This window comes from Streptomyces sp. NPDC006235, from assembly GCF_040613735.1.
In the GTDB taxonomy this organism is placed as follows: domain Bacteria; phylum Actinomycetota; class Actinomycetes; order Streptomycetales; family Streptomycetaceae; genus Streptomyces.
On sequence record NZ_JBEXSR010000038.1, the window covers coordinates 37,812 to 50,022 of the forward strand.

Sequence of the window (12,211 nt, forward strand, 5' to 3'; positions counted from 1 at the left end):
CCTCGGAGGGTTCACATGGTTGTTCCGATCAGAACCGTGGTCGCCGCGCTGTGCACCGCACTGGCGGCCACCCTCCTCACCACCGCTCCTGCCGGGGCCGAGCAGCGGGAGCACGCCTGGACGGTGACCGTCGCCGCGAACGCACCCCGCGCACGGATAGCCCTGGACGACAGCACCGGCACACTGAGCCTGTCGGTGACCCGTGGCGGCCGTACGGTCATCGAGCCGTCGCCCGTCGGCCTCGTCACCGAACGGGCCGACTTCTCCAAGGACCTGCGCTTCCTGCGGAGCAAGAACCGGACGGTCGAGGAGCGTTACCGCACCAAGTCGGGCAAGCGGCTCGACCGCCGCGTCCGCATGAACGAGACCCGCCTGGCCTTCGCCACCCCCGCGGGCGCCCGGATCGACCTGCTGGTCCGTGCCGCCGCCGACGGCGTCGCCTACCGCTACGTCCTGCCCGCCGGACACGGCGACGTGCTCGGCGAGACCTCCGCCTTCAACCTGCCGCCGAACGCCGGGGCGTGGCTGGGCACCTACCGGCCCGACAACGAGGGCCAGTTCGCCGAGTACACCGCCGCCACGGCTCCCACCGGCGCGTACTCGCCCCAGGCGCTGTTCGCGACCGACGGCGGGTACGCCCTGCTCGCCGAGTCCGACCTCACCGGCGCCTACTCCGGCGCCCGCCTCGCCCACGACCAGGGCACCGGCACCTACCGCGTCGAGCTGGCCGACGACCGGGTGAAGACCGACGGCCCCCTGGCCACGCCCTGGCGCGCCATGGTCACCGGCGACCTGGCCACCGTCACCCGGTCGACCTTCACCGACGACCTCGCTCCCGCCTCCAAGGTCGCCGACCCCTCCTGGATCAGGCCCGGGACCGTGCTGTGGACCTGGCTGGCGGGCGGCCGCCCGGCCGGGCAGAGTCTCGCCGCGCAGAAGGCCTACGTCGACTACGCCGCCGAGCGGAACTGGCCCTACGAGGCCGTCGACGCGGGCTGGTACTTCAAGGCCGACGAGTGGGACGTCACGGACCCGGACTGGCAGACCAACAGCTGGCTGCCGGAACTCGTCGATCACGCACGCCCCAAGGGCGTCGGGATCATCGTCTGGATCCACCGGCGCGACCTCGACACACCCGAGGAACGCGCACAGTGGCTGCCCACGCTGGAGCGGTGGGGCGTCAAGGGAGTCAAGATCGACTTCATGGACTCCGAGGAGCAGGCCACGCTCCAGTGGTACGACGCCATCCTCCGGGAGACGGCCGCCCACCACCTCATGGTGAACTTCCACGGCTCCACCATTCCCAAGGGCATGCAGCGCACCTGGCCCCATGTCATGACCCTGGAGGGCGTCGCCGGCGAGGAGAAGCGGACCAACACCGCCGCCCACCTCACCACCCTGCCCTTCACCCGCAACGTCATCGGCTCCATGGACTTCACGCCCGGCGCGTTCCAGCGCGTCGGTCTGCGCCCCAACTCCGACGCGGCCGAGGTGGGTCTCGCCGCCGCCTACGAGTCGGGCCTGCAGATGTTCGCGGGCACCCCCGAGTCGTACGACGCCCGGCCGCTCGCCCGGGACTACTTCGACCAGGTCCCCGCCGCGTGGGACGACACCCGACTGCTCGCCGGCCGGCCCGGCCGGGAAGCCGTGCTCGCCCGCCGCAGCGGCGACCGCTGGTTCCTGGGCGGGGTGTACGCCGGGACCGCCCGCAAGGCCGAGGTGCCGCTGACCATCGGCTCGGGGAAGTGGCTGGTCGAAACGGTCCAGGACGGTCCCGACGGGCTCGTCGGGAACCGCCAGGTGCTGCGCGGCGGCGACACGTTCGCCGTGGACGTGGTCGCGAACGGCGGTTTCGCCGGGATCGCCTGTCCCTGGCGTGCGGGCGTCACCACCTGCCACCGCTGAGCCTGTTCACCCTGTGCATACCTAGTTGGAGGGATCAGCATGAGTGTTTCCCGGCGTACCGTGCTGGCCACCGCGGCCGGCGCCGCCGCGTTATGCGCTTCCCCGGCACCTGCCGCGGCCGCGGACACGACCGCCGGCCGGACACCGGCGGCCACCCTGCGCACGCTCCGCGCGGCGGCCGACTACGCCGTCGAGAAGGTCGCCGCCGTCGCACCGGACGTGACCGCCTTCCCGGTCGGCACGAAGTTCGAGAAGTGGGTCTATTCGCAGAACGGCGACTGGGTCGGCGGATTCTGGCCGGGCACGCTGTGGATGGCCTGGCTGTACAGCAAGGACGAGGCCTTCCGCACGCAGGCCGTGGCCTCGGCGCGGAAGCTCGCCCCCCGCCAGGACGACACAGGCACGCACGACCTCGGCTTCCTCTTCTACCCCTCCTGGGTCACCGCCTGGCGGCTGACCGGCGACGAAGCCTGGCGGACGGGCGCCGTGCGGGCGGCCGACTCCCTGATCCAGCGGTACAACCCGCGCGGGCGCTTCATCAGGGCGTGGGGCGCGCTGAACGATCCGAAGAACGCCGGCCGCGTCATCATCGACACGATGATGAACCTCGACCTGCTGGCGTTCGCGAGCCGGCAGACCGGCGACGGCAGGTACCTGGACATCGCCGTGGAGCACGCGAGGACCACCCGGCGGGTCTTCCCCCGCCCGGACGGATCGACGCCGCACGTCTACGACTTCGACCCGGACAACGGCGCGCCCCTCGGCCCGAACACCGTGCAGGGATACAGCCCCACGTCCTGCTGGTCGCGCGGGCAGGCGTGGGGGTTGTACGGCTTCACCACCATGTACCGGAGAACCGGGAACCGCGACTTCCTGACCACCGCCCGCGCACTCGCGGACTACGCGATCGGAGCACTGACCCCGGACCACGTCCCGGTGTGGGACTACCGCGCGCCGCAGCAACCTCACGACATCAAGGACGCTTCGGCCGGAGCGATCACTGCCTGCGGGCTGCTCGACCTGTCCGCCGCCACCGGCAGACAGGCCTACCGCGAGGTGGCGCTCCGGCTGCTCACCGCACTGGCGCAGACGTGCCTGACGAGGAACTCGGCCCGGGCGGAAGCGGTGGTGGCCCGCTGCACCCGCAACCGCCCGGCCGAGGACGGCATCGAGATCTCCCTCCCGTACGCCGACTACTACCTGCTGGAAGGCATCCTGCGCGTGCTTCGGCCGCAGGACGTCGACCGGGCGATCGACCTCTCCACGGTCTGACCGGCAGGCGTGCCGCTCAGCCCGCGATGGAGTCCAGCTGTTCCGCCGCCGGGCGCAGGACCCACAGGTCGCCGCCCGGCGGCTCCTCCAGCGACCGGACGGCCCGCTGCGCCCGCCTGTCCCCGGCATCGGCCGCCGCGTGCACGACGTCGGTCGCCGCGTACCGGCGGAACTGAAGCTCCGGATGCGGCCAGGCGGCGGCTCCCGTCGCGGCGGGCAGGAGGTAGCCGACCGCCTTGAACAGGCTCTCCTCCTCCGGTCCCTGATAGGCCCACAGGTCCGCGCCGGCGTTCCGGCCGATGGCCGCCAGCCGCGCATGCGCGACCAGGGTGAACGTCGAGTAGTGCCAGCTCCTGGTCCGGGTCAGCTCCTGGGGCTGGCTGCCGTCGGCCGCGATCTGCGGCGCGATGCGCTTGTGCCGGGCGTCCAGGACCGTTCGGCGGGCCAGTTCCCGGTCGCCGGTCGCGTAGGCGAGGCCGGCGAGCAGCAGGTCGTAGAAGGTGCCGTGATTGTTGATGGCGGCGGCCTCCTGCCGGCCGAAGTCGCTGTTCCTGAGCCAGTCGAGGAAGGAGGTGTTCCAGCGGGCCATGCCCCTGCGGTCCTTCGCGGTCCAGCCCGGGGCGCCGCTCTCCAGCAGGGCGAGCGCGTCGAGGACGCTGGTGTAGGACTGCGAGAAGTCGATGATGCCGATGGCGCGACCGTCGTACTTGCACGGGATGAACTGCGCGTGGTTCAGGTGGGGGTTCATCCTCGTGGCCGGATCGAGGAACCAGGTGCGCAGCACCTGCCCGGCCTTCTCGGCGTACCGCGCGTCGCGGGTGTAGTACCAGGCGAGGGAGAGGTCGTACGCGGAGTCGAAGGTCTTCTCGACGTCCTGGCGGTCGGTGCCGGAGTCGACCTCGGGGTTGCGCTCGCCGTCGCGCTGCACGTACGGACAGCCCCACGGATTGTCCGGGGCCGGGGTCTTGGTGGGCCACCAGTACGGAGCCTGACTGAGGTAGTCGTGCGGGTCCCCGCTGGGGGCGGGGCGGGGTTTGTCGACGACGGTCCAGGGCCCCTGGTCCAGCCATCGGTCGGCCCGGCCCCGCAACACCGCTACCGCCCGCCGGAGTTGAGGATCACCGTGTTCCAGCCGGACCTTGGTCCGGTGCAGACGGGCACCGTCCATGACGGTGGTGTGCGGGACGCGATACGTGTGCTGGGCCTCCGCTCGGGCCGAGGCGGCGGGGGCGGCTCCCGTGACGAGCGCTGTGAGCACCGTCAGCAGGACGCCTAAGCGAGACCTTCTCCTCATGATCCACTCCCTTCGAGTTCATGGCTGTGAACAACGTTCAGGTGGTGGGTGGGCGTGAGCATGTCATGACGGTTTCCGGTGGGGAAGAGGGCTCGCAGGCCGGAGCGGCTGTCACAGATCCGGACCCCGCCCTGTCTCTCTGGTGAGTCAACCCCTCAGCGAAACGGAGACAGTGATGAAGATCGTGGTCGTCGGCGGTACCGGACTCATCGGCTCGCAGGTGGTCGCGCTGCTGCGCGGCAAGGGGCACGACGCCGTGGCCGCCGCTCCCTCCACGGGGGTCGACACCCTCACCGGCGAGGGACTGGCCGAAGCCCTCAAGGGCGCGGACGTGGTCGTGGACGTGTCCAACTCGCCGTCCTTCGACACCGAGCCGGCACTGGACTTCTTCACCCGCTCGGCGTGGAACCTGTTCGCCGCCGAGAAGGAGGCGGGCGTCCACCACCACGTCGCGCTCTCCATCGTCGGCGTCGACCAGGTGCCCGGCTACGGCTACTACGAGGCCAAGGTCGCCCAGGAGAACGCCGTGCGCGGCAGCGGCGTGCCCTACAGCATCGTGCGCGCCACCCAGTTCTTCGAGTTCGTCGCCCCGGTGATGGACATGTCCACCCAGGACGGTGAGGTGCGGCTGCCGTCCACGCGGCTGCGACCGATCGCCGCCGCCGATGTCGCGGCGGCCGTCGCCGAGGCCGCCCAGGGCGAACCGTCGAACGGCATCCGGAACATCGCGGGACCCGAAGTGCACCGGCTCGACCGGCTCGGTGAACTCACCCTGGCGGCGAAGCCGGACGGCCGCACCGTCGTCACCGACGAGACCGCCGGCCTGTTCGCCGGCATGCCCGACGTACTCACGGGTGACGGCACCGCGCACCTCGCGTCCACCCGCTACGAGGAATGGGCCAAGCAGAACTGACCGCTGCCCGGATCCGCTATGGGCGGTCGGTGAGCCTGCGCGCCGACCGCTCGTACGCCCTCAGCTTGTCCGGCGCCAGGACCCAGTAGAGCCCGTCGATGCCGTCCGGGCCCACGGTGGCGCTCGCCAGGGCGACGGCGGCCCCGTCCCGGGCGAGCAGCAGGCTGGGCCGCCCGTTCGCCTCGACGATGGCGTACTCGGCACCGGGGAAGAACTTCCGGGCGAAGGCGGTGACCCTGGCCACGCGCTCGGGCCCCACGATCTCCAGCCGTGCCACACCGCGCATGCCGTTGCCGTCCGCGTAGGCGACGACGTCGGCCGACAGCACGTTCTCCAGCGCGGCGACATCGCCGTGCCGTGCGGCGGCGACGAAGGCCTCGAGCAGGCGCCGGTGCTGGGCTGAGTCGACCGGTTCACGGCGCTCGGCGGACAGGCGCTTGCGGGCCCGGCTGACGATCTGCCGCGTGTTGGCCTGGCTCAGCTGGAGCATGCCCGCGATCTCGTCGTACGCGTAGTCGAACGCCTCCCGCAGCACATAGGCCGCCCGCTCCACGGGGTTCAGCCGCTCCAGGACCAACAGCACGGCCAGCTCCAGCGCCTCGCCCCGCTCCGCGCCGACCTGCGGATCCACACTGGTGTCCACCGGCTCCGGCAGCCACGGCCCCACATACGCCTCGCGGCGCACCCGTGCCGACTGGGCCACGTTGATCGCCAGACGTGTGGTGATCTTCGCCAGGAACGCCCCGTGATCCAGCACGGCGCCACGGTCGACGCCCTGCCAGCGCAGCCATACGTCCTGCACCACGTCCTCGGCCTCGGCCACACTGCCCAGAACGCGGTATGCGATCCCGAACAGCCGGGGACGCAGGCGCTCGAACGCGTCCGCCGCCGCGTTCAGCGCGCCGTCGGTGAGGGGTTGTCCCTGGTCCATGCTGCCGATGCCTCCGCGGGTCGACCGTCGTGCCTCAGACAGTACGACCCTCGGAGCCGGCACACGTGGCGGCGCTCAGCCCTCGTAACGGGGTGTCCACTGCGCCTGCGCCACTGCCTTGCGCAGTTCCTCCTCCGTGGCCTGTGGAGCGACCCCGTCCTCCACGGCGGCGAGAGCCGCCGCCAGGGCGATCTCGCGGGCGGACTCGCGCATCCCGTTCAGGGGCGGCAGCAGCGGCACGGGACCGTCGGCGCCGCGCGCCGCCCGTACCGCGCACTCGGCGACGGCCCGGGCGGCGGCCACCATCATGCGGTCGGTGACGCGCGTGGCCCGGCTCGCTGTCACCGCGAGCCCCATGGCCGGGAAGACGTACACGTTGTTCGACTGCGCCACCGGCACCTCGTGCCCGTCCACCGTCAGCGGCGGGAAGGGCGAGCCGGTGGCGATCAGCGCCCGGCCGTCGGTCCAGCGGGTGAGGTCCGCCGGATCGGCCTCGGAGTGGGAGGTGGGGTTGGAGAGCGGGAAGATGACGGGCCGTTCGCAGGTCGAGCCCATCTGCCGCACGATCTCCTCGGTGAACGCGCCGTGAGCCGTCGACAGTCCGATGAGCGCCGTCGGCTCGACACGGCGCACCACCTCGGCGAGGCCGGTGCCGTCCCAGCCGGTCACCTCGTCGTCGTCGCGCGCGAACATCCGCTGCTGCGGCGTCAGCTCCGTGCGCGAACGCACCAGCATACCCTCCACGTCGAGGATCCAGAACCGTGCCGTGGCCTCGTCCTCGGACAAGCCCTCCTCGATCATGGCCGTCCGGATCATGTCGGCGACACCGATGGCGGCCGACCCCGCCCCCAGGATCACCAGGCGCTGCTCGGACAGCGCAGTGCCGGACACGTTCGCGGCCGTGGACAGGGCGCCGAGCGTGACGGCCGCCGTGCCCTGGATGTCGTCGTTGAAGGTGAGCAGCCGGTCCCGGTAGCGGGCCAGGATCGGGTACGCGTGGGCGGTGGCGAAGTCCTCCCACTGCAGCAGCGTGCCGGGCAGCTCCGCCTCCACCGCCGCGACGAACGCCTCGATCATCTCGTCGTAGTCGGCGCCGGTCAGCCTGCGGTCGCGCCGGCCGAGGTAGCGCGGGTTGCCGAGCAGGTCCTCGTTGTCGGTGCCGACGTCCAGCAGGATCGGCAGGGTGCGGGCGGGGTGGATGCCGCCGATCGCCGTGTAGAGGCTGAGCTTGCCGATCGGGATGCCCATCCCGCCGACGCCCTGGTCGCCCAGGCCGAGGATGCGCTGCCCGTCGGTGACGACGATGACGTCCACGTCCTTGTCGCGGTGCGGGCGGTTGCGCAGGATGTCCCGGAAGCGGTGCCGGTCCTCCCACGTCAGGAACAGCCCGCGCGGCCGCCGGTAGATCTCGCTGAAACGCTGACAGGCCTCGCCCACGGTCGGCGTGTAGACGACCGGCAGCAGCTCCTCGAGGTACTCGGTGACCAGACGGTAGAACAGCACCTCGTTGGTGTCCTGGAGCTGGCGCAGGTAGATGTGCCGGTTGAGGGGCTTGTCGTAGCCGTGGAACGCCTCGTAGGCGCGGGCGACCTGCTCGTCCAGGGTCTCCACGGCGGGCGGCAGCAGCCCGTCGATGCCGAGCTCGGCGCGCTCCTGCCGGGTGAAGGCGGTGCCCTTGTTGACGAGCGGGTCGGCCAGGGTGGTGAGGGCGGGGCTGGTGGTCGTGCGGGGGTGCTGGGTCTGGTCCATGGGTGACGCCTTCCCTGGACTCACCGGTTCGTGCAGGCGACTTGCGCTGTTCGGCGGATGGCCGTGCCGGTTCTCGGCGCACCGATGAGTTCCGGCGCCTCGCCCGGTCTACCTCTTCGTAAGGCGTACCGAGCCCAACACCGAGCAGGAGAAGGCGACATGAGCGTGACGACCCCTCAGAAGCAGACCCCGACCGGCTCCCGGCCCACCACCGGCTTCCTCTCCACGCGCCCCGTGTGGCTGGTCGGCGTCCTGGCGACGCTCGCCGGTGCCGTCGTGACCGAGGCCTTCGCGCTCGTCGCCCGGGCCGCGGGCGTCCCGATGGAGGCGGCCGGCCCCGGGGCCGAGGAGGCCGCGGAGATCCCCGTCGGCGGCTTCGCCGGCGGCGTGGTCTTCTGGTCGGTCGCCGGGATCGTCCTGGCGGTGGTGCTCGCCCGCTGGGCCAAACAGCCCGCCCGGACCTTCACCGTGACCACCGTCGTCCTCACCGCCCTGTCCCTCGCCGGCCCGGCCGTCGCCCCGCACACGGCCACGTCCACCCAGATCGTCCTCGCCCTGTCGCATGTCGTGGCCGCCGCGGTGATCATCCCCCTGGTGGCACGGCGGCTGTCCCACGTGCGGAGGTGACGCCCTCGACTCCCACGATTCGCACGTTCCCGACACCGGCCCGTCGCGCTCTTTGCCGACGGGCCGTCGTCGTGTCCCACGCGAGCCCCCGAACGGCCCAACGGCACTGCGCCGGAGGAGGCGCCCGGGGATGAGCGGTGTGACGGTGGTGGAAGGGATCCGCGTGCACCCCCTGGATGCGTGCGCATCCCTGGACCCATGCGCACACCCGGACGAGGAGACGCGATGGCGGAGGGACTGGCCGAGGGCGGCACGACGCACGCTGCCACCAGAGGCGGCGACGACCTGCCCCCGGGCCGGACCCCGGACCCCTTCGAGCGGGTGAGCGCCGTCGCCGACGCCGTCCTCTACGAGGGTTACCTCCTCTACCCCTACCGCCGGTCCTCGGCCAAGAACCGCGTCCGGTGGCAGTTCGGGGTCCTGTTCCCGAGGGACTGGGCGGAAGCGGACGGCCCCGTGGTCCCCGGAGTCTCCGGCAGCGCCGACTCCTGGTACCAGCAGACCGAGTGCCTGCTGAGGATCCGGCAGCCCGGCAACGCGTCCGTACGGATGCGGATCCGTCACCTCCAGATGCAGCGCAAGCAGGTGGAGGAGACCCGGGGGGGCCGTCACCACGCCGTCGCGTCACTGCGTACCGCCGACGGCACGACGCATCTGACCTTCGACGAGGCCGTGCCGCGTGAACACGAGGTCGAGGTCCCGCTCGACGAACTCCTTCAGAGCGGACACACCGTTCCCGTGGTCGCGCCGGCCGGCGTGGACGTCGAGCCGCTGCCCGGCGGCGCCGGGCGGGTGGTGCGGTACCGCGACGAGGTACGGGCCGACACCACCGTCACCGCCGAGCGACTCGCGGACGACCTCTGCCGGCTCCGCCTGCGCACCGCGAACACCGGGCCCGCGCCGGAACCGCGGACCGCTCGTGACGAGGCACTGCGCCGCGCCCTCATCGCCACCCACACTCTCATCGGCGGCGCCGGCGTGGAGTTCGTCTCGCTGACCGACCCGCCGACGGACCTGCGCGAACTCGCCCGCTCGTGCCGGAACGAGTTCACCTTCCCCGTCCTCGGGGACGACGACGGCCACGTCCTGCTCTCCGCCCCGATCATCCTGCCCGACCACCCCCAGGTGGCCCCCGAGAGCCCGGGCGATCTGCACGACGCCGCCGAGATCGACGAGATCCTCACGCTGCGCACGATGCTGCTGACCGACGAGGAGAAGCGCGAGGCCCGGGCGACCGACCCGAGGGCGGCCGCGATCCTCGACCGTGTCGACACGATGCCGCAGGAGATCTTCGAACGCCTCCACGGCGCGATCCGCTCCCTGACACCGACCCCCGCGGCGCCCCCAGCACCCGAGGCTGCCACACCCACGCCCCCGGCACCCGCGCTTGCCGGCACCGCCGTCCCCACGACCTCGACGCCTGGGCCTGCCGCGCCTGCGGCCTCGGCGCCCGGGGCTCCGGCATCCGGGGCTGCCGCGTCCGCGCCTTCGGCGTCCGGGGGTGCTGCGTCCGCGCCTTCGGCGGCCGGGGCTACCGCGCCCCCGTCACGGGTGCCCAGGGCTACCGGGTCCGCGCCATCGGCGCCCGGGGGTGCCGCGCCCCCGCCATCGGCGTCTGTGGCTGTCGCGTCCGCGCCTGCGGCACCTGCGCTTGCCGGGACTGCCGCGCCTGCGGCCTCGGCGCTCGGGGCTCCGGCGTCCGGGGGTGCCGCGCCCGCGCCTGCGCCACCCGCGCTTGCCGTGCCCGGGGCTGCCGTCCCCGGGGCCTCGGCGCTCGGGATTGGCGCGCCCGGGGCCTCGGTTGCCGTTCCCGGGACGTCTGCGCCCGGGCTTGACGCGCCCGGGACTGCCGTCCCCGCGACCTCGACGCCCGGGGCCCCGGCGCCCGGGACCCCGGCCCGCGGCGCTGCCGCGCCCGCGCCACCGGCGCCCGCGACTACCGCCCCTGCGCCCCCCGCCGCCACGCCCCCCACCCCCGCCAACCGCCCCACCTGGTGGCAGGAGGCTGCCGACGACGGCCTCTCGCCGGCGAGCGACGTCGTGTTCGTCGACGGTGTTCCGCTCGGTCGCGGCAGTCGTGTCCGGCTGCGCCCCCGGGGACGGGGTGCCGACGCTCAGGACATGTTCCTGGCCGGCCGTACCGCCGAGGTCGCCGCCGTGTTCCACGACGTGGACGGCAGCGTGCATCTCGCCGTCACCCTCGACGACGACCCCGCGGCCGAACTGCACACCTGGTACGGCCGCTTCCACTACTTCCGGCCCGACGAGCTCGAACCCCTCGGGCCCGCCGGATCCCCGGACGAGCCGTCGGCACCGGCTCCCGCCGCAGCCCCCTCGCGGCACACGACCGACTCCGAGACCCCCGCAGCGGAGGCCGAGTGACATGACAACGCACAGCAGCACCACCGAAGTCAGCAAGGAACCCGACCGGTCCGAGGAGCGGCAGGGCATGGAGGAGATCCACATCCTCTGGATCTCCGAAGGCATGAGCTGCGACGGCGACACCGTCTCCCTCACCGCCGCCGGCCAGCCCTCCATCGAGGACCTGGTGCTCGGACTGATCCCGGGCCTGCCCAAGGTGAACCTCGTCAACAAGGTGCTCTCCCCGAGCCTGGGCGGCGAGGACTTCCTCGCCCCCTACCGGGCGGCCGTACGCGGCGAACTGGGCCCGTTCATCCTCGTCATCGAGGGCTCGGTCCCCAACCAGAACATCATCGAGGGCGACGGCTACTGGACGTCCTTCGGCAACGACCCGGAGACCGGCGAGCCGCAGACCCTCAACTGGTGGATCGACCAACTGGCCCCCAAGGCCTGGGCGGTGGTCGCCGCCGGCACCTGCGCCACCTTCGGCGGCATCCACGCCATGTCCGGCAACCCCACCGGCTGCATGGGCCTGGCCGACTACCTGGGCTGGGACTTCACCTCCCTGGGAGGCCTGCCGATCGTCAACGTGCCCGGCTGCCCCATCCAGCCCGAGAACTTCATGGAGACCCTGGTCTGGGTCCTCTACCACGCGGCCGGCTCCGCACCCCCGCCCCCGCTGGACCACATGCTCCGCCCGCAGTGGCTGTTCGGGAAGACGGTCCACGAGGGTTGCGACCGCGGCGCGTACTACGAGCAGGCCAGCTTCGCCAAGGACTACAACTCGCCCAAGTGCCTGGTGAAGGCGGGCTGCTGGGGACCGGTCGTCAACTGCAACGTGCCCAAGCGCGGCTGGATGGCCGGCATCGGCGGCTGCCCCAACGTCGGCGGCATCTGCATCGGCTGCACGATGCCCGGCTTCCCCGACGCGTTCATGCCGTTCATGGACGAACCCCCCGGCGGAACCCTGTCGTCCCTGGCCATCAAGCCGTACGGGGCCGTCATCCGCCGCCTGCGCGGCATGACCAACGAACTGGTCAACCACGAGCCCAGGTGGCGCCACAACAAGCGCAAGCTGACCAGCGGTTACGACCCGCACTGGCGCCCCTGATGAGACCCGCGACCCATCCCACCACCGACAGCGAGGGGCAGTACCGCA

The 12,211-nt window shown here is 72.2% G+C and carries 9 protein-coding genes; 6 read left to right on the forward strand and 3 right to left on the reverse strand.

What is annotated here, in order from left to right:
* The first annotated feature begins 15 nt into the window (after positions 1–15).
* Together ABZ192_RS32940 and ABZ192_RS32945 are read left to right on the forward strand one after the other, a co-directional pair.
* Positions 16–1,905 (forward strand): glycoside hydrolase family 97 catalytic domain-containing protein, encoded by a 1,890-nt coding sequence (locus ABZ192_RS32940; protein WP_356928131.1) that lies wholly within the window; start codon positions 16–18, stop codon positions 1,903–1,905.
* 39 nt (positions 1,906–1,944) lie between these two features.
* Positions 1,945–3,177: a glycoside hydrolase family 88 protein gene (locus ABZ192_RS32945; protein ID WP_356928132.1), complete on the forward strand. Its 1,233-nt coding sequence runs from the start codon at positions 1,945–1,947 to the stop codon at positions 3,175–3,177.
* 16 nt (positions 3,178–3,193) lie between these two features.
* On the opposite strand, the gene ABZ192_RS32950 is transcribed toward ABZ192_RS32945, so the two are convergent.
* Positions 3,194–4,471 (reverse strand): alginate lyase family protein, encoded by a 1,278-nt coding sequence (locus ABZ192_RS32950; RefSeq protein WP_356928133.1) that lies wholly within the window; start codon positions 4,469–4,471, stop codon positions 3,194–3,196.
* 175 nt (positions 4,472–4,646) lie between these two features.
* Here ABZ192_RS32950 and ABZ192_RS32955 point away from each other — a divergent pair, with 175 nt between their 5' ends.
* Complete coding sequence (locus ABZ192_RS32955; RefSeq protein WP_356928134.1) at positions 4,647–5,384, forward strand: NAD(P)H-binding protein; 738 nt, start codon at positions 4,647–4,649, stop codon at positions 5,382–5,384.
* Between the two features lie 16 nt (positions 5,385–5,400).
* Here the strand turns inward: ABZ192_RS32955 and sigJ are convergent, their stop codons facing one another.
* Positions 5,401–6,315, reverse strand: coding sequence for an RNA polymerase sigma factor SigJ (sigJ, locus tag ABZ192_RS32960; protein ID WP_356928135.1), 915 nt, complete (start codon positions 6,313–6,315; stop codon positions 5,401–5,403).
* 75 nt (positions 6,316–6,390) lie between these two features.
* Positions 6,391–8,064, reverse strand: a complete 1,674-nt coding sequence (locus ABZ192_RS32965) for an NAD-dependent malic enzyme (RefSeq protein WP_356928136.1) — start codon at positions 8,062–8,064, stop codon at positions 6,391–6,393.
* A gap of 159 nt (positions 8,065–8,223) precedes the next feature.
* Between ABZ192_RS32965 and ABZ192_RS32970 the strand changes: the two genes are divergently transcribed.
* From ABZ192_RS32970 to ABZ192_RS32980, 3 genes are all read left to right on the forward strand, one after another.
* Positions 8,224–8,691: a DUF6069 family protein gene (locus tag ABZ192_RS32970; protein ID WP_356928137.1), complete on the forward strand. Its 468-nt coding sequence runs from the start codon at positions 8,224–8,226 to the stop codon at positions 8,689–8,691.
* A 225-nt stretch (positions 8,692–8,916) separates the two neighbouring features.
* Complete coding sequence (locus ABZ192_RS32975) at positions 8,917–11,073, forward strand: hypothetical protein (protein ID WP_356928138.1); 2,157 nt, start codon at positions 8,917–8,919, stop codon at positions 11,071–11,073.
* Position 11,074: 1 nt separating this feature from the next.
* On the forward strand, positions 11,075–12,163 hold the full coding sequence (locus ABZ192_RS32980) for a hydrogenase expression protein HypE (protein ID WP_356928139.1): 1,089 nt from the start codon (positions 11,075–11,077) through the stop codon (positions 12,161–12,163).
* Positions 12,164–12,211 lie beyond the last annotated feature (48 nt).